The sequence below is a fragment of the Butyricicoccus pullicaecorum DSM 23266 genome, from assembly GCF_900167005.1.
In the GTDB taxonomy this organism is placed as follows: Bacteria; Bacillota; Clostridia; order Oscillospirales; family Butyricicoccaceae; genus Butyricicoccus; species Butyricicoccus pullicaecorum.
This window is the reverse complement of sequence record NZ_FUXW01000001.1, coordinates 622,246-647,982: the sequence shown is the minus strand read 5'-3', so window position 1 is coordinate 647,982 and position 25,737 is coordinate 622,246. Positions and strand designations below refer to the sequence as shown.

At 55.4% G+C, this 25,737-nt stretch carries 25 protein-coding genes and 1 pseudogene; 3 read left to right on the top strand and 23 right to left on the bottom strand.

The window, feature by feature from the left end; genetic code table 11:
- Positions 1 to 9 precede the first annotated feature (9 nt).
- Both B5D52_RS03280 and B5D52_RS03270 read right to left on the bottom strand, forming a co-directional pair.
- Positions 10 to 1,710 carry an S-layer homology domain-containing protein gene (locus tag B5D52_RS03280; protein WP_016147364.1) on the bottom strand — a complete coding sequence of 567 codons (1,701 nt, stop codon included), beginning with the start codon at positions 1,708 to 1,710 and terminating at the stop codon, positions 10 to 12.
- Positions 1,711 to 2,189: 479 nt separating this feature from the next.
- Positions 2,190 to 3,248: a LacI family DNA-binding transcriptional regulator gene (locus tag B5D52_RS03270; RefSeq protein WP_016147365.1), complete on the bottom strand. Its 1,059-nt coding sequence runs from the start codon at positions 3,246 to 3,248 to the stop codon at positions 2,190 to 2,192.
- Positions 3,249 to 3,629: 381 nt separating this feature from the next.
- Here B5D52_RS03270 and B5D52_RS03265 point away from each other — a divergent pair, with 381 nt between their 5' ends.
- Complete coding sequence (locus B5D52_RS03265) at positions 3,630 to 4,655, top strand: galactose ABC transporter substrate-binding protein (RefSeq protein WP_016147366.1); 1,026 nt, start codon at positions 3,630 to 3,632, stop codon at positions 4,653 to 4,655.
- Between the two features lie 20 nt (positions 4,656 to 4,675).
- Here B5D52_RS03265 and B5D52_RS16310 read toward each other — a convergent pair whose 3' ends face one another.
- Entirely contained in the window at positions 4,676 to 4,822 is a 147-nt protein-coding gene (locus tag B5D52_RS16310) for a hypothetical protein (RefSeq protein ID WP_155827637.1), read from the bottom strand.
- A 17-nt stretch (positions 4,823 to 4,839) separates the two neighbouring features.
- Here B5D52_RS16310 and B5D52_RS03260 point away from each other — a divergent pair, with 17 nt between their 5' ends.
- Positions 4,840 to 6,348, top strand: a complete 1,509-nt coding sequence (locus tag B5D52_RS03260; RefSeq protein WP_016147367.1) for a sugar ABC transporter ATP-binding protein — start codon at positions 4,840 to 4,842, stop codon at positions 6,346 to 6,348.
- Positions 6,349 to 6,366: 18 nt separating this feature from the next.
- A complete protein-coding gene (locus tag B5D52_RS03255) occupies positions 6,367 to 7,377 on the top strand; it encodes an ABC transporter permease subunit (protein WP_016147368.1) in 1,011 nt (336 codons plus the stop codon).
- A gap of 508 nt (positions 7,378 to 7,885) precedes the next feature.
- On the opposite strand, the gene B5D52_RS03250 is transcribed toward B5D52_RS03255, so the two are convergent.
- The 20 genes and pseudogenes from B5D52_RS03250 to B5D52_RS03155 all read right to left on the bottom strand — a co-directional run bounded on the left by B5D52_RS03250 (position 7,886) and on the right by B5D52_RS03155 (position 25,730).
- A complete protein-coding gene (locus B5D52_RS03250; RefSeq protein ID WP_016147369.1) occupies positions 7,886 to 8,929 on the bottom strand; it encodes an aldose epimerase family protein in 1,044 nt (347 codons plus the stop codon).
- Positions 8,926 to 10,422, bottom strand: a complete 1,497-nt coding sequence (gene galT / locus B5D52_RS03245; RefSeq protein WP_016147370.1) for a UDP-glucose--hexose-1-phosphate uridylyltransferase — start codon at positions 10,420 to 10,422, stop codon at positions 8,926 to 8,928. The genes B5D52_RS03250 and galT overlap by 4 nt, the downstream gene beginning before the upstream one ends.
- Before the next feature lie 17 nt (positions 10,423 to 10,439).
- Positions 10,440 to 11,429: a UDP-glucose 4-epimerase GalE gene (gene galE, locus B5D52_RS03240; protein WP_016147371.1), complete on the bottom strand. Its 990-nt coding sequence runs from the start codon at positions 11,427 to 11,429 to the stop codon at positions 10,440 to 10,442.
- Positions 11,430 to 11,483: 54 nt separating this feature from the next.
- Positions 11,484 to 12,770, bottom strand: coding sequence for a galactokinase (locus B5D52_RS03235; RefSeq protein WP_078689112.1), 1,287 nt, complete (start codon positions 12,768 to 12,770; stop codon positions 11,484 to 11,486).
- A 259-nt stretch (positions 12,771 to 13,029) separates the two neighbouring features.
- Positions 13,030 to 13,467, bottom strand: coding sequence for a cupin domain-containing protein (locus B5D52_RS03230; protein ID WP_016147373.1), 438 nt, complete (start codon positions 13,465 to 13,467; stop codon positions 13,030 to 13,032).
- A gap of 19 nt (positions 13,468 to 13,486) precedes the next feature.
- Entirely contained in the window at positions 13,487 to 14,677 is a 1,191-nt protein-coding gene (locus tag B5D52_RS03225; RefSeq protein WP_016147374.1) for an ethanolamine utilization protein EutH, read from the bottom strand.
- Between the two features lie 38 nt (positions 14,678 to 14,715).
- Entirely contained in the window at positions 14,716 to 15,255 is a 540-nt protein-coding gene (locus B5D52_RS03220) for a BMC domain-containing protein (RefSeq protein ID WP_016147375.1), read from the bottom strand.
- A 3-nt stretch (positions 15,256 to 15,258) separates the two neighbouring features.
- Positions 15,259 to 16,617 carry a 4Fe-4S dicluster domain-containing protein gene (locus B5D52_RS03215; RefSeq protein WP_016147376.1) on the bottom strand — a complete coding sequence of 453 codons (1,359 nt, stop codon included), beginning with the start codon at positions 16,615 to 16,617 and terminating at the stop codon, positions 15,259 to 15,261.
- 15 nt (positions 16,618 to 16,632) lie between these two features.
- The gene (locus B5D52_RS03210) at positions 16,633 to 16,917 is read right to left on the bottom strand and encodes a EutN/CcmL family microcompartment protein (RefSeq protein WP_016147377.1); all 285 of its coding nucleotides are present in this window, start codon (positions 16,915 to 16,917) and stop codon (positions 16,633 to 16,635) included.
- 18 nt (positions 16,918 to 16,935) lie between these two features.
- On the bottom strand, positions 16,936 to 17,682 hold the full coding sequence (locus B5D52_RS03205; RefSeq protein WP_016147378.1) for a hypothetical protein: 747 nt from the start codon (positions 17,680 to 17,682) through the stop codon (positions 16,936 to 16,938).
- Between the two features lie 33 nt (positions 17,683 to 17,715).
- On the bottom strand, positions 17,716 to 18,537 hold the full coding sequence (gene eutJ, locus B5D52_RS03200) for an ethanolamine utilization protein EutJ (protein WP_016147379.1): 822 nt from the start codon (positions 18,535 to 18,537) through the stop codon (positions 17,716 to 17,718).
- Positions 18,538 to 18,567: 30 nt separating this feature from the next.
- The gene (locus tag B5D52_RS03195) at positions 18,568 to 19,179 is read right to left on the bottom strand and encodes a phosphate propanoyltransferase (RefSeq protein ID WP_016147380.1); all 612 of its coding nucleotides are present in this window, start codon (positions 19,177 to 19,179) and stop codon (positions 18,568 to 18,570) included.
- A 12-nt stretch (positions 19,180 to 19,191) separates the two neighbouring features.
- Positions 19,192 to 19,977, bottom strand: coding sequence for a hypothetical protein (locus B5D52_RS03190; RefSeq protein ID WP_016147381.1), 786 nt, complete (start codon positions 19,975 to 19,977; stop codon positions 19,192 to 19,194).
- Between the two features lie 39 nt (positions 19,978 to 20,016).
- A complete protein-coding gene (locus B5D52_RS03185; protein WP_016147382.1) occupies positions 20,017 to 20,304 on the bottom strand; it encodes a BMC domain-containing protein in 288 nt (95 codons plus the stop codon).
- 22 nt (positions 20,305 to 20,326) lie between these two features.
- A complete protein-coding gene (locus tag B5D52_RS03180) occupies positions 20,327 to 20,608 on the bottom strand; it encodes a BMC domain-containing protein (protein ID WP_016147383.1) in 282 nt (93 codons plus the stop codon).
- Between the two features lie 32 nt (positions 20,609 to 20,640).
- Positions 20,641 to 22,131, bottom strand: coding sequence for an acetaldehyde dehydrogenase (acetylating) (locus B5D52_RS03175; protein ID WP_016147384.1), 1,491 nt, complete (start codon positions 22,129 to 22,131; stop codon positions 20,641 to 20,643).
- Positions 22,132 to 22,458: 327 nt separating this feature from the next.
- Positions 22,459 to 22,737: pseudogene (locus tag B5D52_RS16815) on the bottom strand (BMC domain-containing protein); the annotation flags it as partial.
- Positions 22,738 to 22,771: 34 nt separating this feature from the next.
- Complete coding sequence (gene eutL / locus B5D52_RS03165) at positions 22,772 to 23,425, bottom strand: ethanolamine utilization microcompartment protein EutL (protein WP_016147386.1); 654 nt, start codon at positions 23,423 to 23,425, stop codon at positions 22,772 to 22,774.
- 16 nt (positions 23,426 to 23,441) lie between these two features.
- Complete coding sequence (gene eutC, locus B5D52_RS03160) at positions 23,442 to 24,341, bottom strand: ethanolamine ammonia-lyase subunit EutC (RefSeq protein WP_016147387.1); 900 nt, start codon at positions 24,339 to 24,341, stop codon at positions 23,442 to 23,444.
- An 18-nt stretch (positions 24,342 to 24,359) separates the two neighbouring features.
- Complete coding sequence (locus tag B5D52_RS03155; protein ID WP_016147388.1) at positions 24,360 to 25,730, bottom strand: ethanolamine ammonia-lyase subunit EutB; 1,371 nt, start codon at positions 25,728 to 25,730, stop codon at positions 24,360 to 24,362.
- Positions 25,731 to 25,737 lie beyond the last annotated feature (7 nt).

The window sequence follows — 25,737 nt, the reverse complement described above, 5'->3', positions numbered from 1 at the left end:
TTCCCCTCCTTACTTCTTCTTTTCGAGCAGCTCAACCGGTACAGTCTGACGACTGCCGTCCGCCTTGCGGGTGACGGTCACCGTATGTGCATCGTTGAGCTTCCAGCCGTTCATCGGCTCCCATTTCACAATCCGTCCGCTGTGGTCAACGTATCGCAGATCACGCTCGGCAATCGCCTGACCATCGATTTCCACCGTGTACTCGGTCACCTTGGTGTTCTCAGCAAAGGTGATCACCACATACTGTGCATACTTGAGGTCGATCAGATTTACCGCGAGTTTGAGGTCGACTTCCGGTTTACCAGACGGATTTTCGGACGGCTTGGACGGGGTGGACGTACCGCTGGCTGTGTCAGACGAACTGCCGGACGCAGAGGAATCCCGTTTCATCGAACGATGTACCGTGCCCGAGCCCGGCTTATCGCTCTTAGGCGTCTCGCCCTCCTCCAGCTTGATATCGCTCACTGCCGCATCCGTGCCGTCGGCACTGATCTTGGCCTTCTGTCCGGCCTTGACCATCTGACCGCCTGCCTTGACGCCGCTGGTACCGCTTGCCGCGGTGACCTCGGTATTGGGCGTTGTCACCGTCACGTCATTTGCATCTGCCTGCACGGTCTTGACCGTACCCTTGCCGCTGATCTCGACCTGTGCACCGTTGACTGCAATCGATTCCACTTGTGCACCGTTTTCGACCGCAATCTGACTGCCTTTGGCCTGCTCATCGACCGTGATCATTCCAACCTTACCGCTTCGGATGGTCACCTTGGCCGGACTGGTCAAACGAATTTCGGCAATGTCACCGTCAACAATCAAATCGCTGGTCGCTTCCACCTGATCGAGCGCGCTGTCCTTTATCTCCAAGCGGGTTGCCGTGTTGGGATTTTTCAGTACAACGCCGCCCTTGATCTTGGTGTCAATCAGATGAATCGAGTCCGCACCACCACCGCGCACGATCAGACGGCCGTCCACGGTCATTTTTTCCAATGTTGCGTCTCCGGTGCCAATGCCGTCGGCCAGCACCAAATCACCGCTCACCGTCATGCCCTGCAAGGTTGCACCCGACGCACGCACGACAAGATTGCCCTGTGCAGCCTGCGTGACCGTCTGCGGTGCATCAATATACATACCGACCAGGTTGCACATGACCTGTGCAAATTCTGCGCGGGTGATACCACTCTGGGGATTCAATTTGCCCTGTGCACCGCCCACATATCCGCCTTCCACCAGCGCCGCGACCGCGCCCTTTGCCCAGTCGGAAACCTGATCGCCGTCGGTAAAGCCGTTCAATGCCGTACTTTTACCGTCTTGCAGCGCAAAGGCGCGGGCAAGCACCGTAAATGCCTGCTCGCGTGTAATTTCACGGTCGGGAAGCAATTTGCCGTCCCCGCCCTGGAAGGTTCCCATCTGCACCGCTTTGGCCAGTTCGGTATGATACCACGCCTGCGGGCTGACATCCTGATACCCGTCTAACTTTGCCTGCTCGGTCGCGCCAAAGGCACGATTCATGATGGCAGCCATCTCTGCACGGGTCAGTTTTCCACTCGGATTGATCTTACCATTCGCGCCCGACAATAAACCATCGTTTACTGCACGTGTCAGCGCCGCTGCCGACCAATCGGTCGGAAAATCCGAGAATTCCGCCGCTGCTGCATGTGCTTGCAGCACCAGCGCTGCGGCAAAGACTGCCGCAATCAAATTCTTCTGCTTCAAAAATCTTCCTCCTTCAAATCTCGAGTTAGTTTCAACTAACCTCCATGGATAGGTTCCCGCTATTTCGCTCAGCAACCCCACTTCGCGTAGTTAGCTTTAACTAACTCTTTTATCTTAATCAGGAGTATAACACCGCTTCCAGATCTTGTCAATTGCATTTTTGTCACATTCTCACCTTTATATGGCTGATATGCGTAAAAATCCGCTGTTTTTGTCACGAAATACTGATCTTTCATTGACACCATATCTAGCATGTACCATCCGAACTGCACATGTGAAATCGTAACCACAATTTCAGTAAAAATCTAAGTAAAACTTTTGTGCACAACACTTGTTTCCGACAGGATTTTCCTTCCATTTCAGGTATAATTATAACATGCGACAAAAATCCCCGTGCGGCTTTCATCGCTGCACGGGGATTGTAAAAACGCATTATCAGGATTTTAATATATACTTTTTGAAATAGCAGGCTTTTATCATCAGTCATCCTGCATCTCGATCATATCATCAGATGCCGAGCCAACCGGAGGTGCAGCCGTGCTCGCACGGACAACCAGCGTCGGCGGAACGATCAATTTCACCGGAATATCTCTCAAATACCCCGTGCTGCTCGACCGCTCGGTCAGCAGATGTACCGCAATGCTGCTCATCTCCTGTACACGGGTGGAAATCGAGGTCAGCGGCGGTTCCATGAGCTCAGACAGCGGCGTGTCATTAAAGGAAATGATCGACACATCCTGCGGAATGGACAGGCCTGCTGCCTTGAGCGCACGTACGGTACCGATTGCATTTTCTTCGTTTGCCGTCAGGAAAGCGGTCGGCAACGGTTTACCCTGACGCAGGTGCTCAGTTACCGCACGCTCTGTGAGTGCTGCATTGGTTGGCACATCGATGAGGAAACTGCTGTCGTAATCATTGCGCGCACTCATAAAGTGAATGAACAGCTGGCGGCGCACCTCGGGTGCGGGCTGTTTCCAGTCATCCAGTTTATCTGCCGGGCCGACAAAGCCAATCTGGCGATGTCCCAGCGAAAACAGGTGATCGAGTGCGTGCTCAATGCCCAAACGGTAGTTAATTACCACCGAATCGCTGCGTGCTTCATCAGGCGAGGAATCCACAAATACCAGCGTATCACTCAGCTGGTGCAGCGCTTCAATCTGCGTTCTGGTAAAAATTCCGATGGCAATGATGCCGTTGAGCGGCAGCGGATAGGGACAGGTAAAACTCTCTCCGTCCCGCAGAAGCGGGATGAGGTCGATCTTCTGCTCCATGCACTCCTGTGCCACGAAATTTTTCAAATACAGATAAAACGGGTCTTCCAGCTGTTCTGCCGGTGTGAGCATCTCAGCCACGCCAAAACGCAGCACCGCGCTCACCTTGCCCTTATTATGCTTCTTATATCCCAACGCGCCGGCGGCTTCCAGGACACGGCGGCGCGTATCTTCGCTGGCTACCATGGTGGGGTCATTATTGAGGATACGCGATATGGTCGCAATAGAAAGATTTGTATAGGCTGCAAGCTCTTTGAGAGTCGCCATCGTCAGCACCGCCTTTTTAATCAATTACACTGTTATCGAATTTTACCAAGTAAATTCTATTACCCATTTTAATCTGAACTACACCCGAAAATCAAGTAAAAATTTGCTCGAAAACACAGGAATTTATCCATCTTTTTGCTGTAACGTCAAATTCATTAGTTATAAATTGTAGGATTCAGCAAATGCCTTGTGCAATTTTCCCAAAGGCACAGATAGGAAATTGTGAGAGGAACTAAAAATTTAGTAAAAACACATTCTACGCTTGCCATCCCGTCTTTCCTAGTGCTACAATGGAAACACAAAGAACAGACCGCCTGAGTAAAGAGACGGACTGCTCGGAGAAAAGAAAGAAGAGTAAAAGTGAAAAGGAGCGAATTTATCATGAAACGATTTTTTGCGCTGATGCTGTCCGCAGCAATGTGTCTTTCCCTCGCAGCTTGCGGTGGAAACCAGGCCGCTGACACCTCCACCTCGGGTGACACCCAGACCGCTGAGTCCACGGGCGAGAAGCTCAAGGTTGGCGTTTGCATCTACAAGTTCGATGACGCATTCATGACCACCTACCGTAACGCCCTGCAGGCTCAGCTGGAGGAAAAGGGTTATGAGGTTACCGTAGTAGACGGCAACAACGACCAGGCTAAGCAGACCGAGCAGATCAACACCTTCATCACCCAGGGCGTTGACGCACTGATCATCAACCCGGTTATGACCTCCGCTGCTGACAGCATCATCGCTTCTGTTAAGCAGGCTGATATCCCGACCGTCATCATCAACCGTGAGCCCACCGCTGACCAGATGGCAGCTTACGAGAAGCTGGTTTACGTCGGCTGTGACGCTGCTCAGTCCGGTACCTTCCAGGGCGAGCTGATCCTCGAGACCGAGAACAAGGGCGACATCAACGGCGACGGCAAGATCTCCTACATCATGATTCAGGGCGACCCCGAGAACATCGATGCCAAGCTGCGTACCGAGTACTCCGTTAAGGCTCTGACCGACGCTGGCATGACCGTTGAGCAGCTCGACCTGCAGCGCGGCGACTGGGACCGCAACAAGGGTCAGGAAATTGCTCAGAACGACCTTGCTAAGTTCGGCGATCAGATCGAAGTCGTATTCTGCAACAATGACGACATGGCAATCGGTGCTCTGCAGGCAATCCAGGCAGCAGGCCGCACTGTAAACGAAGACATCTACCTGGTAGGCGTTGACGCACTGGACGCTGCTCTGAACGAAGTTGTTGCTGGCAACATGACCGGTACCGTTCTGAACGATGCAAACGGCCAGGCTACCCAGGCTGTTGCTTCCATGGAAGACCTCCTCGGCGGCAAGACCTTTGCAGCTGGCGAGCAGTCCATCTACGTTGACTACGTCAAGGTAACCCCCGAGAACGCTCAGGAATACATCAAGTAATGTTCTGAACTTTCTTCTCTTCATAGCAATCCGAACGAGGTGCGTGTGCTTAGCGCACGTACCTCGTTTTCTTTATCCCTTGCTGTTCTAACAAATGCAGCCTTACCGAATAAATAAGCCAGTAAAGCTGTATTTTTTAAAACAGGAATGTTTTGAGGATCTTCCATAGAAAGGGGTCGGCCAAGTGTCGGAATATCGTTTGGAAATGCGGGGCGTGGTAAAAATGTTCCCCGGCGTCAAAGCACTCGATCACGCTCAGCTGAAGCTGCGGCCTGGTACGGTTCATGCGCTGATGGGCGAGAACGGTGCCGGAAAATCCACACTGATGAAATGCATGTTCGGCATTTATCACATGGACGAGGGCGAAGTTTATTATGAGGGGGAAAAGGTGCAGATCAAGGGCCCGCTCGATGCACTGCATCGCGGCATCGCCATGGTGCACCAGGAGCTTCAGCCCATTCCCGAGCGCAGCGTCGGTGAGAACATCTACACCGGTCGCTTCCCGCTCAAGAAGTTCGGCCCGTTTTCGTTCATCGATCATCAAAAGATGTACGAGGACGCAGCCGCTGTACTGAAGGAGGTCCATCTTCCCTACGATCCCAAGACCAAGCTGGGTACGCTGAGTGTTTCTCAGATGCAGCTGGTTGAGATCGCAAAGGCAGTCTCGGCAGACTGCAAGGTGCTCATCCTGGACGAGCCTACTTCCTCGCTGACGGCAGCCGAGGTTGAAGCGCTGTTCACCATCGTAAACGAGCTGCGTGACCGCGGTGTCTCCATCGTCTACATCAGCCATAAGATGGACGAGATCCTGCGCATCTCGGACGAAGTCACCATCATGCGTGACGGTCAGTACATCGGTACCTGGGCAGCAAAGGAACTGACCACCGATATGATCATCACCAAGATGGTTGGTCGAGAGCTCAGCAATCTGTATCCCCACCGCGAAAACCACCCCGGTGAGGTCGTATTCGAAGTCAATGACTTCACTTCCATCAATCCCAAGAGCTTCCGCAACGTTTCCTTCAACGTCCGCAAGGGCGAGATCCTGGGCGTTGCCGGTCTGGTCGGTGCCCAGCGTACCGAGCTGATGGAAGGCCTGTTCGGTCTGCGCTGCCACAGCAAGGGCACGGTCAAGTATAAAGGTAAGGAGCTCAAGATCAATCGGCCTGCCGATGCAATCAAGAGCGGTATCGCACTGCTGACCGAGGATCGACGCGCGACCGGTATCATGGGCGTGCTGTCCATCGCGGATAACGTATCCATCGCTTCGCTCAACAAGTACTTGATCGGCGGCTGCCTGCTGGACGACCAAAAGATCGAAAAGCTGGTACAGGATAACGTTGCCAAGCTGTCCATCAAAACTCCTTCTTCCAAGACACTGATTCAGACGCTGTCCGGCGGTAACCAGCAGAAGGTTCTGATCAGCCGCTGGCTGGCAAATGATCCGGATATCTTCATTCTGGACGAACCCACCCGCGGTATCGACGTCGGTGCAAAATACGAAATCTACTGCATTATCGCCGATCTGGCGAAACAGGGCAAGAGCATCATCCTGATCTCGTCCGAGATGAGTGAGCTGATGGGCATGTCCGACCGCATTATGGTTATGTGTGACGGTCGCTGCACCGGTGTTCTCGATGGCAAGGAAGCCAATCAGGAGAACATCATGGAACTGGCAACCCGTTTTGAGTAAGTAGGAGGAAAAAGAAATATGGCTAATCTCTCTGCACAGAAAGGCAAAATCAACGCCAAAAGCGTCAAGCAATTTGCCTCAAACAACGCGATTATTATTCTGATCGCTCTGCTCGCACTCTTCGTTGGTCTGACCACACAGAACTTCTTCACGGGCAGCAACGGCAAAAACCTGCTCATCAACGTCGCGCCCCGATTCATCATCGCCTGCGGCGTATCTGGATGCCTCATCACCAAGGGTACCGACCTGTCGGCCGGCCGTATGGTTGGTCTGTCCGCCTGCCTGTCTGCTATGCTGCTTCAGGACGTTACCTACACCGCTCGCATGCTGCCCTGGCTGCCTGACATGCCGGTCGCTGTTGCACTGATCATCGTTCTGCTGATCGTTGCTTTCTTCGGCGCGATCAACGGCTGCGTTATCGCATTCCTGAAGGTTCCCCCGTTCATCGCTACCCTGGGTATGCAGACCATCGTTTACGGTCTGTGCTCGGTTATCACCAACAACCAGCCTCTCGGCGGCTTCAAGCAGAGCTACTCTCAGATCGCTTTCGGCAGCCTGGGTCCCATCCCCTACCTGCCCATCATCGCCCTGCTCGTCGGCATTTACATGTGGGTTCTGTTCAACAAGACCCGTCATGGTAAGTACATGTACGCAATCGGCGGTAACGAGAATGCAGCAGAAGTTGCAGGTGTTAACGTTTCTGCCGCTCTGATCCGCATTTACATCCTCGCAGCTGTTCTGTACGGCCTCGGCGGCTTCCTGCTGGGCGCAAAGGCAGGCGGCGCTTCGACCGCAACCGGCTTCGGCTATGAGCTGGAAGCAATCGCAGCTTGTACGATCGGCGGCGTTTCCACCAACGGTGGTGTCGGCCGTGTTTCCGGTGTTCTGATCGGTGTTCTGGTATTTGAGACCCTGAAGATCTGCCTGCAGTTCATGGGTGTCGATCCGGCAATCACCTACATCGTACAGGGCTTCGTTATCATCCTCGCAGTCGCTCTCGACCTGCGCAAGTACCTCGGCAAAAAGTGATTTTGCACTCCCCAATAGATTACCGGCAGCTGGAAAGCAGCTGCCGGTACTTTTTTATGTCCTCTTGTGTCTGCTGCATGCACGCGGCAGATTTTTTCATTTTCCTGACCTTCCGGGCACTTTCAACATCCTGTTTACAGGCAGTCTTTCCCCTGTGATCTGCCCTGTCACAGCCGGCCTGTGAGTCGTTCTGTGCTGCATTTGGTACGCCTGATGTATAAACTTACCCCTACTGGGCAAAGCCCTCTCCTACCCGTTCTCAGGCCGTTTTATCATGCAGATAACGCAGCCATTTTCCTGCTCTCTCTGCCGCTCAGAGAGGCCCCCAGAGCCATCCCAGCGTGTCAGACATATGGGAATACTCTTCCATATTCCAAGCACTCACAGCGCGTCTGTGCGGCCTTTATGGCTGCACAATTTTTGCATAAAAAAGGTACAGCACAGAGCTTTTACACTCTGTGCTGTACCTCATGTGAAGGAAAAAGAAGAGCAGTGATTCTGATTTACCTCAGCGGTCGACAGAATACTGATAAGTTGTGGTGTGATGATAGGTCTGACCGATTCGCAAAACAGGCTGCGGGAAGATCGGGCAGGCAAACGCATTGGGCCAGAACTGGGTTTCCAGACAGAATGCATGTCGGCGGTCATAAGCCGCTCCGTCCTTGCCGGTCGGCAGATGGTCATTTAGGAAGTTTCCGGTATACAGCTGCACACCCGGCATGTCGGATGCGACGGTCAGCGTAATACCGGTCTTGGGCGAGTGTGCCTGCGCAAAGGTACGCATGCCAGCGCCGTCCGGAATGTAGTTGTGGTCGTAACCGCCAGCCAGTACGATCTGTTCAAAATCGCTGTCCCAACCTGCGTCCAGACGCTTGGCCGTGCGCAGGTCAAACGGCGTATTCTCCACAAAAGCTACCTCACCGATCGGTGCGTTGGTCTTGCCCAGCGGCGTATAGCGCTCGGCGCAGACCTGAACGGTCTGATCTCCGACCGAGCCGGAAGCATGTCCGCTCAGGTTGAAGTAGCTGTGACTGGACAGGTTGCAGACGGTATCCTGATCGCTCTCTGCGAAGAATTCCAGCGTCAGCTTACCCGCTTCTAGGCGATAGATCGCGGTCACCCGCATGGTTCCCGGATAGCCTTCTTCCCCGTCCGGACTCAGGTAGCGCAGCTGCAAGCCGTCCGGCAATACAGCAGCCTGCCAGACGCGACGGTCAAAGCCGACCATGCCGCCATGCAGATGGTTGACGCCATTATCGTTGCAGGCCAGCGTGTACGACTTGTCATTGATCTTAATGCGGCCATCCGCAAGGCGATTGGCACAGCGTCCGAGCAGCGCGCCGATGTAGCAATCCTGCGCTTCGTATGCTGCGACCGAATCAAAGCCCAGCACAATATCGGTCGGCTTTCCGTCGCGATCGGGAACGATCAGCGACTGCAAGATACCGCCCAGCGTCAGAATGGATGCCGAACACGCGCCATCGGTCAGCGTGTAGCGGTCAATCATCTGACCGGCTGCGGTGACACCAAACGGTGTACATGTAATTTTCATGCGTTCACGCTTTCCGCAAACCGCAGGAATGCCTTTTTGCCCTCCTCGGTTCGCTTATATACGCCCGCGTGCTCCAGCACCTGTGCAAAGACCAGGCCAACCTCTCTTTGCAGAATGTCGGTGACATTGTCCGCGGTGACCTCATTTTCCTGCATGATGCGCTCTGCCCACTCTGCATGGGATGCAGTCAGCGGGTCGGCGCGCAGGTCTTCGCCCTTGACCATCTTCTCGCCCAGTACAGCCAGCTCATTTTTCAGGCGTGCAGGCAGGACGGCAAGACCCATGACCTCAATCAGGCCGATATTTTCTTTCTTAATGTGGTGCAGCTCGGCGTGCGGATGATACAGACCGAGCGGATGCTCCTCGGTGGTCAGGTTGTTGCGCAGTACCAGATCGATCTCGTAATCGCTGCCGCGGCGGCGTGCAATCGGGGTAATCGTATTGTGCGGTACGCCGTCGGTCTCAGCAAAAATAGTCGCCTCTACATCGGTATAACCGCGCCAAGCGTTCAGAATGCGGTCTGCCAGCTCGACCAGACGGTCGGGATCAGCAGCGGTCAGACGGATGACCGACATCGGCCAGCGCACGATGCCTGCACGGATATCGTCAAAGCCGGTAAAGTGCAGCTCGGTCTCGACCGGTGCCTTGGCCATCGCGAACTCGTATCGTCCGCCCTGGAAGTGGTCATGCGCCAAAATGGAGCCGCCGACGATGGGCAGGTCGGCGTTGGAACCAACGAAATAGTGCGGGAACTGTCCGATGAAGTCGAGCAGCTTGCGGAAGCAGGCGCGGTCGATCTTCATGGGCGTATGTACCGAGTTAAACACGATGCAGTGCTCGTTATAGTAAACGTACGGAGAATACTGCATGTACCACGGGGTCTGATCAATGGTGATCGGAATAATGCGGTGGTTCTGGCGTGCCGGATGGTTGACGCGGCCTGCATAACCGGCATTCTCCGGGCACAGCTGGCACTTGGGATAGCTTGCTGCCGGCAGGTCGCGTGCCGCTGCAATCGCCTTGGGGTCCTTCTCGGGCTTGGACAGGTTAATGGTGATGTCCAGCTCACCGTATGCGGTATCAGCCTTCCACTGCATATCACGCGCGATGCGGTCGCGGCGGATGTAGTTGGTATCCTGGCTGAACTTATAGTACCAGTTGGTTGCCTCGACCGGGTTCTGTGCGTACAGTGCACGGAACTTTGCGATAACCTCGCGCGGCGGCGGAGTCAGGCGGCCCATCAGGCTGGTATCAAACAGATCACGGTAGACGATGGAATCATTTTCCATCACGCCGCGTGCATGTGCGTCGTCCATCAGCTCGTCCAGAACTGCGGGCAGGTCGATCGGTGCATCGTCCAGCACCGGCTCCTCGTAACTGTCCAGCTTCAGTGCTTCGAGCAGTGTATTAACTGCCCAAATATGGTCTTCGGGTGCGATCAGGCCGGTATTCTCGGCATATCGCACCAGCTTGGCCACTGCGGTATCAATCATGTCCGTGTGCCTCCCTCTCAGTCCGCATATCCGTGCGGATGCTTGCTGTGCCAATCCCAAGCGGTCTTGATGATGGTGTTCAGATCATCATATTCCGGCTTCCAGCCCAGTACGGTCTTGGCCTTTTCGCTCGATGCGATCAGCTGTGCCGGGTCGCCTGCGCGGCGTGCCTCTTCCTTGGCCGGAATCGGATGACCGGTCACGCGGCGTGCCTCGTCGATGACTTCCTTAACCGAGAAGCCAACGCCGTTGCCAAGGTTGAATACATTGTTTTCGCCGCCGTTCATCAGGTATTCCAGTGCCAGGATGTGCGCCTGTGCCAGGTCGCAGACATGGATATAGTCACGGATGCAAGTGCCGTCGGGTGTCGGATAGTCATTGCCGAAGATCGAGATTGCTTCACGCTGACCGTTCGGAACCTGCAGGATGAGCGGAATCAGATGGGTTTCCGGGTTGTGTGCCTCACCGATCGTGCCGTCCGGATGTGCGCCGCAGGCGTTAAAGTAGCGCAGTGCAACAAAGCGCAGGCCGTGTGCGACAGACACCCACTTCATCATCTTTTCCATCGACAGCTTGGTCTCACCGTAGCAGTTGGTCGGCTCGGTGCGGTCGGTCTCCAGGATCGGCACGCGCTCGGGCTCACCGTAGGTCGCTGCAGTGGACGAGAATACGATCTTGAGTACATTGTGTGCAACCATGCTCTCGAGCAGGGTCTTGGTACCGCTCAGGTTGTTGTCATAATACTTGAGCGGGTCGCGCATGCTCTCGCCAACCTGCGAGTTTGCTGCGAAGTGGATAACACCGTCGATCTTCTCGCTGTCAAATACATGATCGACAAAAGCGCGGTCACGGATATCACCCTCATAGAAACGTGCCTTTGCAGGAACGGCTGCGCGGAAACCAGTTTCCAGATTGTCGGCAACGACAACGTCATGACCTGCATCAACCAATGCGCGTGCGGTATGCGAACCGATGTAACCAGCACCGCCTAAAACCAAAATAGACATGATAGAAAACCTCCCCTAAAAAAACGATCAAACCAACAAAACCCTATATGTTACTTACGCGATGACGACGCCGCCCTCCAGGCGAATGCCCAGGAAGTGGCAGCAGCCCTCGCCCAGAACAGCTTCCATGCCAGCGCGGAATGCGTCCTTCATGGAAACCGGTACGTAAGCCTGAATGGTGCCTGCAAAACCGCCGCCGTGTACGCGGACAGCGCCCTCGCCGCCCAGCAGATGCTGTGCCAGTGCGATGGTGAGCGGTACAGCCTGCTCCTGCGGACGTGCAGTGCAGAACAGGTTCTGCAGCAGCATTGCAGACGAACGACCGGACTGATCGACCAGCGACAGGAAATACTGGAAGTCATCCTGCTCGAGCGCACGCGCTTCCTTGAGTGCCAGCTGGTTATCCGAGAAGAAGTGCATCGCACGCAGCACTGCACGGTCGCCAGCCTGCTTGCGTACCTCTGCCAGATTGCTCCAGAATTCCTTTTCGTCGACCTCACGCAGTACCTGCTTGCCGAAATATGCCGCAACAGCCTTCATTTCGGACGAAACGGCTGCGTATTCATCGGTCAGGTCGGCATGGTCTGCACCCGAGTCGATGATGCACAGGACATGACCGGACGAGCGCAGGTCATAGTTGATCTTATTGACGATCGGGACGGCGGGATCGTTGAAGTCGATCGAGATGATACCGCCGACTGCACAAGCCAGCTGATCCATCAGGCCGCAGGGCTTGCCAAAGAACTTATTTTCCGCGTACTGGCCGATCTGTGCGATGGCAACCGCGTCGATGGCATCTTCGCAGAACAGATGATTCATAATAATGCCAATCAGCACCTCGTAAGCCGCAGACGAGGACAGACCGGAACCACCCAGAACGGTGGAGTCTACACAGGCATTGAAGCCGCCGATCTGGTAACCCATATCGTGCAGACGGCTTGCGATGCCGCGTACCAGTGCAGCAGACGAGCCGAGCTCATCCTCCTGCGGGGTCAGAACCGACAGGTCAACCTCGATTGCCGGATAGCCTGCCGAGTGGATGACGGCGGTCATCGTGCCGTTTGCGCCGGCACATGCCATCATATCCAGATTAACCGGGCCTGCCAGTACGCAGCCGTGCTGGTGGTCGGTGTGATTGCCGCCCATCTCGGTGCGTCCGGGGCTGGAAAACAGGGATACTTCTCCGTCTGTTCCAAATTTTTCACTGTATGCTTGGATCAAATGCAGCAGTCGCTGACGCTTTTCCTCCAGTTCGGTGCCGTCCAGACCGCACAGAGACTGAAGCCGTGCATTGATTGCTCCGTTTTGCAGATCCTGCTGCAGGGCGATTGGGCTTTTCATAATTCTCGTCTCCTCTTCAACACATGTTCTTCCAATGAATACAACCACTGTTATTTTTATTATATAAACCCTTTACTAAAAAAGCAATATATTTTAGTAAAATATCTCCGGGTATTCTGCCCAACTTTTACTGTGTATTTTTTACTCTCTCGTTTATCTGTATCTTTTCCTGTCTGATTTGCTCATTTTTACGGCAAAAAAAGACCTCCTTGTACAAAAAGTACAAGGAGGTCCATCTTACTTACAAGTCCCCCGGAACTCAGGTCAGCTCCTGCCAGTTTGCAGGATAGACAAAGTACGCATAGCGGGTAAAGGTCGGGGTCTGGAAGTGGATGTGGCTTCCCTTGGGGATATAAATGATATCACCCGGGCCGCCGCGGACAATACGTCCGTCAATCTCAATCTCCAGCTCGCCTTCGATGACCATATCGTACTCATCATAAGTCAGAGTCCACTCAAAGCTCGTGTGGTCAAGCTCCATCACGCCTGCGCCCATACGCGGTGCCTCTTCGAGCGTCACCAGATCCTTCAGCGCAACGCCGTCCTGCTCGAACGGTTCGCACTTGACCGTAGACGTCTTGATGCCGATGATACCGCTCGGGTCGACATGCTTTTCAAACGGAGCCTTTTCCGATTCGACTGCCTCGCGCAGCACGCGCTCGACAATGTCGCGGATTAAGGATTCACTGATATTCATAGTACGTCCAAATCCTTTCTTACTTGTCCGCGCTCTCGATCTTGCTCAGCAGCTTGGGTGCCAGAACGTTCGCCAGAATCAGAGCGGTGATACCAGCAACCAGCTTGCCCAGAATAACCGGGAATACCATCTGCTGCTCAACACCTGCGGTGAAGCCCAGGTGATCGCCGAATACGAATGCAGCGGAAACTGCAAATGCAACGTTCAGGATCTTGCCCTTCGGGTTCATCTCGCCCATGATGTTAAACATTGCGATGTTGTTTGCCAGCGTTGCAACCAGACCAGCAGAACCAGTCTCGTTCATGCCCAGTGCTGCGCCAACCTTATTCAGGACGCCGCCAAAGGTTCTGGTGATCCACTTGACCATCGGGAACGCACCGATCAGTACGATACCGATCTGTCCGCAAACCAGAAGGCCGGAGTCCAGCGGAGAGATACCGGTGACTTCGTCCTTGATGGACATAACGTCGAACAGCGGGAAGTAAATACCGGTGATCTGCTGGAAGACTGCGATTGCAGTCAGCGCGGTGATAACGATGGTAACGCCTGCGCCGAATACGTTAAAGCCAGCGATCATCTTAGCCGGTGCAAACCACAGACCAAGAACGATCAGCGCTGCGATCACGATAACGGGCACGAGGTTGATCAGGATGCGACCAATGTCCATCTTGTACTCGGTCATGTTCATGGCCAGACCGCCGACGATACAGCCGATCGGAATGGTGATCATACCAGCCAGAACGCCTGCGCCCAGGTAGGAGCGGTCTTCCTTCTTGATGATACCCAGTGCAACGGGGATGGTGAATACGATGGTCGGGCCCATCATGGTGCCCAGAATCAGACCTGCAAAGTTACCGATTGCAGGATCTGCTGCCAGCTCCATAGCCAGCGGATAGCCGCCCATATCACATGCGAGCAGCGTGGTTGCGAACATGGAAGCATCCGCGCCGATTGCGGTGTAGAGAGGCTTGAGGATGGGGCCGAGCACGGTCGACAGGACAGGAGCTGCAGCAACAACGCCTGCCATGGACAGTGCCAGCGCACCGATTGCATTAAAACCGTTTTCAAATTCTTCTCCGTAACCGAACTTGTTACCGAGAATCTTATCGACTGCACCGACCAGCATAAAGATCATCATGATCATCATGATGACAGAGTTGATCGAAAGACCGGAAATCCAGGCTTGCAAACTTTCGGTGAATACGCTCATGTGTGTTCCTCCTTCTTTTTTCTGGGACTGCACATCTGTTACAGCAGCGCGTCGAACAGCTTCTTGTCCGGCCGCGGGATGACCGTGGTCTCAACAAGCAATTCTGCATCCTTTCGCGCCGCTTCCACTGCTGCACGTACCGCTCCGACATCGCCGGTCAGGGTTACAAAACCCTTTCCCCCTATTGCGTATCCGGTACGCACCTCAATGAGCGTGATGTTGGCTGCCTTGGCTGCTACATCCGCCGCGATGATTGCCGAAGCAATCGAGTAAAATTCCAGTACGCCGACCGCGCCGCGCACATCGACCTGGTTGGTCATGCTGATCGCCGGGATCAGCTGTTCATGCACGTTGGGAAGCATCAGCGTGTCTACAACGAGCTCACCGCCGCGCTTGATCCCCTCCGCCATCGCCGCACGTACGTCGCCGGTCTCGCCGCCGACAATAATCATGTACTTGCCCGGGCAAACAGTGCTCGAACGCAGCAGATCTACCTGCGCCGCCTTGACCATATAGTCACAGGTCTCAATACCGCGGGCAATGCTGGTCAGCTCGACCATACCAATCGCAGTTGCCACCGTTTACCCCTCCTTCCTGCCGGAAATCCGTGCTCCGGCAGCGCTTACTTCAGTGATTACGCCTGTAATACCGGCGTGTATGTTGGCAGAAAGTGCTCCTTCCGCCGCCTGTGCGATCAAATCGCCCTTGTTTACCGTATCGCCTGCCTTGCAGACCGGCTGCGCCGGCTTGCCGATGTGCTGTGCAAACGGCACGAATACTTCGTCCGGAGACAGTTCGATACAGGTATGCGCGTGCAGACCGCTGTATGCACTCAGTCCCAGCCGTGCGATCAATCGCTCGGTCGGGATGCGGCGCATATCCAGCTCTGGACGCGCCTCGGGCTTCATGTTTCGCTCGGGCTGCAAACCGCGCTCACGCAGCGCACCCTTCATGTACTCGTTGACCTTACGCGGCGACAATCCCATCGGGCAGGCAAACATCTCGCACACGCCGCAGCTGCAGCAGTTTGCCGCATCGCCAAAGGCGCGGAGAAATTCTTCGTTCGACGAAATCATCTGTTCGCGATACAGGTTGCGCATGACCATGTGCGGACGAATCTGGTGTCCGATTTGATAACGCGGGCACAGATCGGTACACATCCGACACTGAATGCACGCCGTCCGCGCCTGTGCGCGAATGCGCTCCATGGGACGGCCTGCACGGGTGATCAGATAATGATCGCGCGGCAGTACGATCAGGTTGCCCGTCGTCTTGGTCACGACTGCATTGCGGATGGCCTCCCGGTCGGACAATACCCGACCCATCATCGGTCCACCGACAATGACTGCATAATCGGTCAAGTGCGGCTTTGCCGCCTCGATACACTGGGTGATTGGGGTACCGATCGGGGTATGGATCATGATCGGCTCCCGTACCTCGCCGACAACCGACAGGTACTTGGACGAAACGCTCTTGCCCTCTGTCATGGCATCGTAGATGCCCAGCAGGGTGCCAACGTTATCCACCACCGCACCCACATCGAGCGGCAATCCGCGTTCGGGTACGGTCTTGCCGGTGACGAACTGCACCATGGTCTGTTCGTCGCCTGCCGGGTAAAATACACCCATCTCGCAAATTTCAATCGCCGCACCGGCCTTGTCGATGGCTGCACGCAGCGCATCGATCTCGGCACGGTACTTCTTCTTGAGCGCAATCACCGTATGTTCGGCCTGCAAATGTCCGGCTACGATCACAGCCGCCGCGACAATGCGGTCGGCGTATGTACGGCAGAGATATTTGTCGGTCTCGATCAGCGGCTCACATTCGGCCGCGTTTACGATAAACCATTCGGCTTTTGCCTTCAGTTTGACATGCGTGGGAAATCCCGCGCCGCCGGCACCGACAATACCTGCCTCCCGGATCGCATCCAGCAGATTCATTGATCCTTCACCACCTTACTCCAATACTTCCGGGTGGAGCTCCTGGTCGTCGACGATGCCGACCACAGTTGCATCGACCGGCACGCTCATATCACCCGCTGCACTGCGCGCCGAGCTGCCGCCAACATAAATGACGGTCTCGCCCACGCCGGCGCCGATGGTATCGGCTGCGATAATCGGCGCTGCTTCCTTTGCACCTGTCAGCAAATTGATGGGTTGGACGACCAGCAGCTTATAGCTTCTGAGTTTTTCATCTTTACGGGTCGACCAGATATTGCCGATCACCTTTGCAACTTTCATGTCAATTCCACCTATTCGTCAGTCTCGTACGATCTCAACACCACGCGCCTGTGCATATTCACGCGCCAGATCGGTGATGATCGCCTTTTGGCATACATATACGGTCGTCATGCCGCGCTTGTACACCGCGTTGACATCGCGCTCGGTTACGATGCGCTTATCAATCCGTGCACAGTCACCCGATGCCGCCGGGGCTGCCGGTGCCGCAGTCGGAACCTGAATCACCTCGACCGGTGCAGGCGGCTTAACTGCCGGTGCGCATTCGCCCGACAGAATCGCCTCTTCCAGGTTACCAAGCGGGCAAATGGTCATACCGGCCTGCTGCAGGAGCGTCAGCTGACCATACAGATGCTGGTAGTAGGCTGCCGGTGCGCTGTCCGCATACTTTAAAAGCTCTACGGTCTCCTGCGGCACGAATACCTTCTTGCCCAGGAGCAGCGCCTTCTGTGCCAATCGGGAAGCCGGTGTCTCACACAGGCCGCCGCTCAGTCGACCCATCAGTTCCAAGTCCAATCCGAACAGAATGACCGCCTCATACGACTCAAGCGCACACTGGTAATCCTGAAGCAGGGCACATTCGGTTTGATAATATTCGGCAAGCCGCGGGCTTTCCAACATCTGATGACACAGCGTACCGTGTTCCTGGGTCAGGATGAGCAGCTTGGGCTTTCCGGAATCCACTTGAGCCGCGACCGGAGCCGATTCCGCTTCGATCTTGGCTGCGACCCGTGCCACAATCTCCTCTACCAACTGGTTAAAATCCACCTCTCTTCCCTCCTTTCTGTATTTTTGATGGGATCAAATCTTACAGTTCATCGCGATGCCTGCCGGCGTTACCAAGAACGGGTCGGCGGGTTTGATCGTGCGGATACCGGTCTGCTTTTCAAAAATCTGCTCGATTCCGGTCAGGCAGCAGGTACCGCCGCACAGATAAATGGTGTCGATCTCATCCCGGTTGATGTACCGTCCCACGATGCTGGCCATTTTTTCCACCACCGGTCGAACAACCGGCAGAATCTCACGATGACGCTTGTAGTCCTGCTTGATCTGTTCAGCCTCAGCAAAAGGAATATGATAATTTCCGGCCAGAACCAGCGTCACATGGGTGCCGCCGGTCGGCTCGTCCTCAATCTGGACGACTTTGCCGTCCTTGAGGATGGCAAGGCCGGTCGTGCCGCCGCCGATGTCCACAACCACACCGTCATCAATCTGATAGATGGAGTTGGCTGCGCTCGGCTCGTCGAGCACGTTTGTGACCTCGAATCCGGCTCCCTCTGCGACATACTGATGGGTACGTGCACTGGATTCGGTTCCGGCCGGCATGGCGATCGCACAGTTCAAAAGCTCCAGTCCGGAAAGCCGGGCTTCCAGCTTCTCCTTAAGCTCACGCACGATGCGCAGCGCACCCGAATAGTCCACCACCACGCCGTCCTTGAGCACCGATGCCGCCTGCTTTTCACAGGCAACCGGGTTGTTCTCTTCGTCCAGCACGACCAGTACAATATATGCCGTACCCAGATCGAGTCCTACCTTGAGCTTGTCGCTCACCGGCTTGAACGTCTGGGTTTCAGAAGCTTTTACGCGCTCCATATACGCGTTTACACGTTCGAGATCCATCATAAGTCTTGCATCCTTTACTGAATTTGGGCGTTATTTAATGATTTTTCCAAGCGTAAATCCGCTCACCAGTGCCGCGTTGGCCTCGTCAAAGTCAATGTGCATCCGGCAGCTGAACTTTTCGCTGACGCGGATGATGACATCACGGAAGGTAACCGGTCGTTCGGTGAACACCTCTACGCTTACGCGCTGCTTGTCGGTAACGCCCATAATGCGCGCAACCTCTGGGGTCAAGTGTACATGATTGTGGGCAATGATTGCGCCTTCTGCAATCTTGATCGAGCCGCAGGGGCCTTCAATCGAAATCGAACCCGAACCTGCGACGTCACCCGACTCACGTACCGGTGCTTTGACACCCAGCTCGACACAGTCGCTCTTGGACAGCTCGACCTGTGTGGCCGGACGGATCGGCCCCAGAATCGCGGTGCGCTCCTTGCGGCCCTTGGGGCCGATCAGCGTCACGCGCTCCTCGGACAAAAACTGTCCGGGCTGCGAAAGCGGACGCTTGGGCGTCAGCTCCGCACCCTTTCCAAACAAAATCTCAAGGTGTTCGCGCGTCAGATGAACGTGACGCGCGGATACCTCAACTTCAACCAGTCCGGCACGAGGGATCGCGTCCAATACGGCCTGAATAATCTGTTCCATACGCAATCCCCCTTACTTTCTGTCCTTATCGTACATACCAGCCAGATACATGCACATCATGATGTGCACGGCGCTCGACATGCGGTTGAGTTCCTCAATGATGTCGGCACGTGTGCACTTTTTGCCCTCCCGAAATGCCTGATTGGCGGCAACTTCGGTCTCACGCACCTGGGTGCGCAGGCGGTTTAACATGGCGTACGCTCTGCCCATGGTGTAATCGGGCAGGATCATCTGCTGGATGTGGAAAAATCGCATGGGATCGTGGGATCGCTCGCGCAACTCGGCGTGGGTCAATCCAATGATGATCTCATTTTTGAACGGTTCCTCCAAAACGTCACAGCGCATCATTTCGCGCAGGACAGTGAGAATATCGCCCAAGTCGCCAATCAGCTTGGGGCTCTCCCCCTGTGCGTGCAGCTCGGCCTGAATCAGAACGATTTCGGCCTGCAGGCTGTCCAGCTTGCCGCGGAACAGGATACGCGGATGATTCTTGGGCACGAGCGTATTGCCAAACAAATGGGTCATATGCTCGGGCTTCTCCATGTAGAACGCCCCGGTTTCATAATCGACAAACTTGGGACGCGGCTCCTGCGGCGCAGCCTGCACGTCCACGGTAGGCATTGGGGGAACCTCGGTTGCCTGCACAACAGGCGGCTGATCCTTGGAAATTTTGATCTTGCGCTGCTGCAAATATTCCCTGGCCGCAGGAGACAGGATCTTTCCATCCGGAATATAATACACCTCAGGCTCGGACGCACGCAGCTCGTCGCGCAGGATCGCTTCTGTGATGACCTTCAAGCGATTCACCCCCTGTCAAGGTCATTGATACCGACTTTCTTACTGATTGTTGAGGGTCGGCAGGATGAATTCGACTTCATTGTGCGGACGCGGAATGACGTGTACCGAGATCAGATCGCCGACCCGCTCTGCTGCCGCTGCGCCAGCGTCGGTTGCTGCCTTAACTGCACCGACATCGCCGCGTACCATAACGGTGACCAGACCGCCGCCTACATGAACCTTACCGATCAAAGTAACGTTTGCTGCCTTGACCATTGCGTCGGCTGCCTCGATCGATCCAACCAAGCCCTTGGTCTCGATCATACCCAATGCTTGTACGACTGCCATAACGTGTTTCTCCTTTCAATTCTTATCCCAGCGTGGGCAGGATGAACTCTACCTCTTCGTGGGGACGCGGAATGACATGTACGGAAATCAGCTCGCCAACGCGCTCAGCTGCTGCTGCGCCAGCGTCGGTCGCTGCCTTAACTGCGCCGACATCGCCGCGTACCATAACGGTAACCAGGCCGCCGCCTACATGAACCTTACCGATCAGGGTAACATTGGCTGCCTTTACCATTGCGTCGGCTGCTTCTACCGAAGCGACGAGACCCTTGGTCTCGATCATACCCAATGCCTGCATCGTTGCCATTGTATATTCCTCCTTAGAATCCTAACGTGTGTTTAGTTTACGGTCTGCAGCCGTGCGATGATGCGAGCGACGATCTCATCGACCATCTTCGGGTCCATCATCTCAGGCGCCGGATTGACCTTGCAGATACCGTCCGAGCAATCGGGCACGTTCTTGCGGATGTCTTCCAGCTCACACTGACCGTACGCAACATAGCGACGGTTGAGCAGATTGAGCGGGCCGACGTTTTCGCTCGTCGCGCTGCCGCCGATTGCACCACAGCCCAGCGTCAGCGAGGGCATCAGACCGGTGCTTGCACCGATGCCGCCCAGTGCGCTCGGGGTGTTGACCATCATACGAGAACACGGGATGCGCTTTGCGAAGTAATCCACGATCTTCTCGTCCTTGGTGTGCATCGAGAACGAATGTCCCTTGCCTTCATAGTGCAGGATGGTGCTGCAGATATCGCATACATCCTTGTAATCGGTACCGGTATAGAACGCCAGGATGGGTCCCAGCTTCTCGTTGGAGTACGGATGACCGCGTCCAACGCCGTCTTCATCGGCAACCAGTACACGTGCACTAGCCGGAACATCCAGACCAGCCAGCTCTGCGATGGTCTGTACGCTGCGGCCAACGATCTCGGGGTTCATGGTGCCGTTTGCACGCAGAATGAACTTGCCGAGCTTTGCGCGTTCCTCAGGATTGAGGAAGTACGCACCCTGCTTCTCCATCTCAGCCTGAATGGCCGGACGCATATCGGCATCACAGATGACCGACTGTTCGGAAGCACAGATCGTGCCGTTATCAAAGGTCTTAGAGTCGATGATGCGCTTGACCGCCAGCGGGATATCGGCAGTGCGCTCGATGTATGCGGGGCCGTTGCCCGGGCCGACGCCGATTGCCGGCGTACCGGACGAGTAAGCGGCACGTACCATCGCCGAACCACCGGTCGCAAGGATCATTGCAACATCGGGGTGTTTCATCAGGTTATCGGTTGCCTGCATGGTCGGAATGGAGATGCAGGATACCAGATTCTCATTTGCACCCGCCTCCGCGATCGCCTGACGGATGACCTTTACGGTCTCCGAGATGCAGCGCAGTGCGCTGGGATGGGGCGAAAATACGATCGCGTTGCCCGACTTAATGGCAATTTCTGCCTTGAACAGTGCGGTCGAGGTGGGGTTGGTCGAGGGGATCAGACCGGCGATGACGCCGACCGGAACTGCGATGACACGGAGCTTCTTCTCCTCGTCGCGCTCGAGCTCGCCGATGGTCTTGAGGTCCTTGATGTACTCGTAAACACCGCGGCTTGCGAATACGTTCTTGATGACCTTATCGTCGACGATACCGAATCCGGTGTCTTCATGCGCCATCTGCGCCAGACGCCGTGCATTGCGTACGCCTGCGTCTGCGATCGACCGCACGATGCGGTCTACCTCGGCCTGCGTCTTTTCCGCAAGCTCCTGCTGTGCCTTCTTGGCCGCACCAACCAGCTCGCGAACTTCCTGCATGGAAAGCAGGTCCTTGTCATAAAGCTGCATATATTATCCCTCCTGTCCGAGCGCCTTGGTGATGCGCTCGATCAGATCTTCCTTCTTTGCGAAGCGAATGTCCCGTCTGGACATGCCGGTCGTTCCCAGTTCGCGTGCCACGATGCGAAGTTTGGCAACCGTCATTTTACCGAGCGCTTCCGGTGTCAGCTCCGACAGATCTATTTTCTCTGCGTGCGCTTCTTCCGGCTGTTCTTCCTTCATTTCCTCGGTGTGGGCTGCCTCTTCGGGTTCGGGTTCCGGTACTTCGGGCTCGGGCTCCGGCTCAGGTGCCGGCGGCTCGGGTTCGGGTTCCGGCTTGGGCTCCGGTCTTCTGTCCAGGATGTGCGCGACATCGGCTGCCGGACGCGGAATGACGTGTACGGAGATGAGTTCTCCGACGCGCTCGGCTGCTGCCGCACCCGCATCGGTCGCGGCCTTGACCGCGCCTACATCACCTTCCACCATCACGGTTACCAGTCCGCCGCCGACATGCGTCTTGCTGATGAGCGTCACACTCGCTGCTTTGACCATCGCGTCGGCCGCCTCGATTGAGGCGACCAGGCCGCGGGTCTCAATCATACCGAGAGCATTCATAATTTTTCCCTCCGTTTCCATGCGGAAATGCTCGTTTCCGCATTACTTTGGGAGATTATTCGACTCTCGGGGTATCTGCAACGAACTCAACCGCTGCTGCAAAGGCCTCACAGGCCGACTTGCAGGCCGACTGACTGCCCGTCAGCAGTGCTCCGCCGAAGTTGGTCTCGGACGGGGGTGCGTACAGAACGCACATCTTAACGTCTGCTGCCTTGAGCGCAGCATCCACGCCATACATTGCCTCAAGCGGCGGTGCGATCAGGTAAGCCAGTGCTTCGCCTTCCTGAATGCCAGCGCCCTCGGACAGGTAAGAACCGGTACGGGAAATGCACTGTGCGTAGTATACGATGCTGTCGTCCTCGTTTGCCGAGATAAAGTGTGCAACGTTCTCTACCATATCAACTGCTGCCTGCAGGCCAGCCTTAACCTCTGCCGGGTTGGGGCCTGCCAGGATGCCGATGAACTCACCGGCCAGCTTGGTGTTTGCGTTTGCTGCGCCGCCGTAGAAGCTCTTTGCATACACGACCTTAACGTCCGCCTTCTTGGTTGCTTCATCCACTGCGGTGTAGCCGACATCATCACAGTCGGTGGTCAGAAGTGCCAGAGACTTCTGGTCGGGTTCCAGATTCAGCTGCTTGGCAAGATCGGGAGAGACGTTCGGAATAATTTTAGATGCCAGAACGGTTGCTCTTACAGGATCTCTTTTCATTTTTATTGCCTCCCTGTTACAGTTTCAAGTCGGTTCCGCTGGCCTTCTTTTCCAGCATGATCTTGATGATCTCCGCAATGTGCGCGCCTGCCTCGGCAGGGATCGTACCGTTTTTATGGATGTTGGAGACGACCGTTCTGCGTGCCTCAGGCATGCCGACCGTTGCCTTGTAAGCAATATATGCCGACATGGACTCGGCGGTAATCAGACCCGGACGTTCACCGATCAGGGTACAGGTAACTTCTGCGCCCAGCAGCTCGGAGATCTCATCCATAACACCGACACGACCGAACTTTACGAAGAACGGGGTGCCTACGTCGATGCGGTAGCTCTGCAGGCCCTGCATGATTGCGGGCAGCAGGTCAGCGACGTTCGCTGCAACTGCCGCAGAGGACAGACCGTCAGCAACATAGATCTGTACGGTGGGGGACTTTTTGCACTTTTCCTTGAGCGTTGCAACTGCCTCGGGGGACAGCTTACGGCCCAGGTCAGGACGGGTCAGATAAACGTCCTTGTTTTCACACTGCGTCTGTACGATGAACAGACCCATCTGCTTTTCTACGAAATCATGATCGACGTCATTGAATACGGCATCCTGTGCGGCCGAGTGTGCGGCACGGAACTGCAGCATGGGATCGGTCTTATAACGAGCACCAGCCTTGCCGATGCCCAGACGGCAGGGAGCGTTTGCCTTGAGCTCTGCGTACTCCTCACCGTGCTCGGGATTCTTTACCAGATACTGGGTACGGATGTTAACCTCGGTTACATCCGGGATGCAGCCGTCTTCTACAACCGGTGCGCTGCCTGCGCAGCATGCCGCCTGAGCAGCAGACGCAGCCGTCTCAGCCGCAGCACCCGAAATATTCATTTCTGCAAGCACCTGTTCGATGATCGCTTTTAAATCCTTCTGATCCATTCAGTCTGCGCCTCCTTCTTACTTTGTCATAAAGACCGAAGCGTCGCCCGCCTTGGGTGTCAGCTTGCCGTTCTCCGAGAAGCCCATCTTCTCCAGCCACTGATCAAATTCCTTGATCGGGCGCAGTCCAAAGACTTCGCGCAGTGCAGCTGCTTCGTGATAGCCGGTGCACTGGTACATCAGCATGCAGTCATCACCCTGCGGTACACCCATGATATAGTTGCAGCCCGCAGCAACCAGCAGCGTTGCCAGGTTCTCGATATCGTTCTGGTCAGCCTTCATGTGGTTGGTGTAGCATGCGTCACAGCCCATCGGGATACCGGTCAGCTTGCCCATGAAGTGGTCTTCCAGGCCTGCACGAATGACCTGCTTGGAATCGTACAGGTACTCGGGGCCGATGAAGCCGACAACCGTGTTGACAAGGAACGGATTGTAGCGCTTTGCAAAACCGTAGCAGCGTGCTTCCATGGTAACCTGGTCCCAGCCGTTATGTGCTTCAGACGACAGCTCGGAGCCTTGGCCGGTCTCGAAGTACATGACGTTCGGGCCGGTGGAGGTGCCCTTGTGGAGCATCATGTCGCGGCCTTCGTCCAGCATCTGAGCGGTCAGGCCGAAGGCCTCGTTGCCCTTCTGGGAACCTGCGATGGACTGGAACATCAGGTCGATCGGTGCATTAAACTTATCAGCCGCCTCGGTCTGGGTGGTAACGTGAGCCAGCACGCAGATCTGAGTCGGAACTTCCCACTTATTCTTGAATTCATCGAACATCTTGAGGATACGCGCAACGCTCTCAACCGAGTCGTCAACGGGGTTCAGGCCGATAACTGCGTCGCCGCAGCCAAGGGACAGACCTTCCATAACCGATGCGATGATACCCTTGGGATCGTCGGTGGTGTGGTTGGGCTGCAGACGGGACGAGAACGTACCCGGCAGACCGATGGTCGTATTACAATGAGCGGATACGCGCATTTTCTTGGCCGCATAGATCAGATCAAGGTTGCTCATGAGCTTACAAACAGCTGCAACGATCTCACTGGTCAGACCACGCGATGCACGGCGGATCATCTCACCGTCGGTGCGCTCGTCGAGCAGCCATTCACGGAACTCTGCGACAGTCATGTTCTTGAACTGTGCGAAGATGGTCTCGTTGACCGCATCCTGAATGATACGGGTGACTTCGTCTTCTTCGTAGGGAACCGCCGGATTGTTGCGGATCTCATTGAGCGTGATATGAGACAGGACGACCTTGGCTGCAACGCGCTCCTGCGCATCCTCTGCAGCAATGCCTGCCAGCTTGTCGCCCGATTTTTCTTCGTTGGCCTTTGCCATGACCTCTCTGAGCGACTTAAACTCGTAAGTATGGCCAAAAAGCTTGGTTTTCAGTATCACATTCACT

What these genes read in the sequence shown, in the direction of transcription:
- B5D52_RS03270 (WP_016147365.1), bottom strand. Translation starts at nt 3,248, where the DNA reads ATGGCGACTCTCAAAGAGCTTGCAGCCTATACAAATCTTTCTATTGCG.
- B5D52_RS03265 (WP_016147366.1), top strand. Translation starts at nt 3,630, where the DNA reads ATGAAACGATTTTTTGCGCTGATGCTGTCCGCAGCAATGTGTCTTTCC.
- B5D52_RS16310 (WP_155827637.1), bottom strand. Translation starts at nt 4,822, where the DNA reads ATGGAAGATCCTCAAAACATTCCTGTTTTAAAAAATACAGCTTTACTG.
- B5D52_RS03255 (WP_016147368.1), top strand. Translation starts at nt 6,367, where the DNA reads ATGGCTAATCTCTCTGCACAGAAAGGCAAAATCAACGCCAAAAGCGTC.
- B5D52_RS03250 (WP_016147369.1), bottom strand. Translation starts at nt 8,929, where the DNA reads ATGAAAATTACATGTACACCGTTTGGTGTCACCGCAGCCGGTCAGATG.
- galT (WP_016147370.1), bottom strand. Translation starts at nt 10,422, where the DNA reads ATGATTGATACCGCAGTGGCCAAGCTGGTGCGATATGCCGAGAATACC.
- galE (WP_016147371.1), bottom strand. Translation starts at nt 11,429, where the DNA reads ATGTCTATTTTGGTTTTAGGCGGTGCTGGTTACATCGGTTCGCATACC.
- B5D52_RS03235 (WP_078689112.1), bottom strand. Translation starts at nt 12,770, where the DNA reads ATGAAAAGCCCAATCGCCCTGCAGCAGGATCTGCAAAACGGAGCAATC.
- B5D52_RS03230 (WP_016147373.1), bottom strand. Translation starts at nt 13,467, where the DNA reads ATGAATATCAGTGAATCCTTAATCCGCGACATTGTCGAGCGCGTGCTG.
- B5D52_RS03225 (WP_016147374.1), bottom strand. Translation starts at nt 14,677, where the DNA reads ATGAGCGTATTCACCGAAAGTTTGCAAGCCTGGATTTCCGGTCTTTCG.
- B5D52_RS03215 (WP_016147376.1), bottom strand. Translation starts at nt 16,617, where the DNA reads ATGAATCTGCTGGATGCGATCCGGGAGGCAGGTATTGTCGGTGCCGGC.
- B5D52_RS03210 (WP_016147377.1), bottom strand. Translation starts at nt 16,917, where the DNA reads ATGAAAGTTGCAAAGGTGATCGGCAATATCTGGTCGACCCGTAAAGAT.
- eutJ (WP_016147379.1), bottom strand. Translation starts at nt 18,537, where the DNA reads ATGATGGATCTCGAACGTGTAAACGCGTATATGGAGCGCGTAAAAGCT.
- B5D52_RS03195 (WP_016147380.1), bottom strand. Translation starts at nt 19,179, where the DNA reads ATGGAACAGATTATTCAGGCCGTATTGGACGCGATCCCTCGTGCCGGA.
- B5D52_RS03185 (WP_016147382.1), bottom strand. Translation starts at nt 20,304, where the DNA reads ATGGCAGTCGTACAAGCATTGGGTATGATCGAGACCAAGGGCTTGGTT.
- B5D52_RS03180 (WP_016147383.1), bottom strand. Translation starts at nt 20,608, where the DNA reads ATGGCAACGATGCAGGCATTGGGTATGATCGAGACCAAGGGTCTCGTC.
- B5D52_RS03175 (WP_016147384.1), bottom strand. Translation starts at nt 22,131, where the DNA reads ATGCAGCTTTATGACAAGGACCTGCTTTCCATGCAGGAAGTTCGCGAG.
- eutL (WP_016147386.1), bottom strand. Translation starts at nt 23,425, where the DNA reads ATGAAAAGAGATCCTGTAAGAGCAACCGTTCTGGCATCTAAAATTATT.
- eutC (WP_016147387.1), bottom strand. Translation starts at nt 24,341, where the DNA reads ATGGATCAGAAGGATTTAAAAGCGATCATCGAACAGGTGCTTGCAGAA.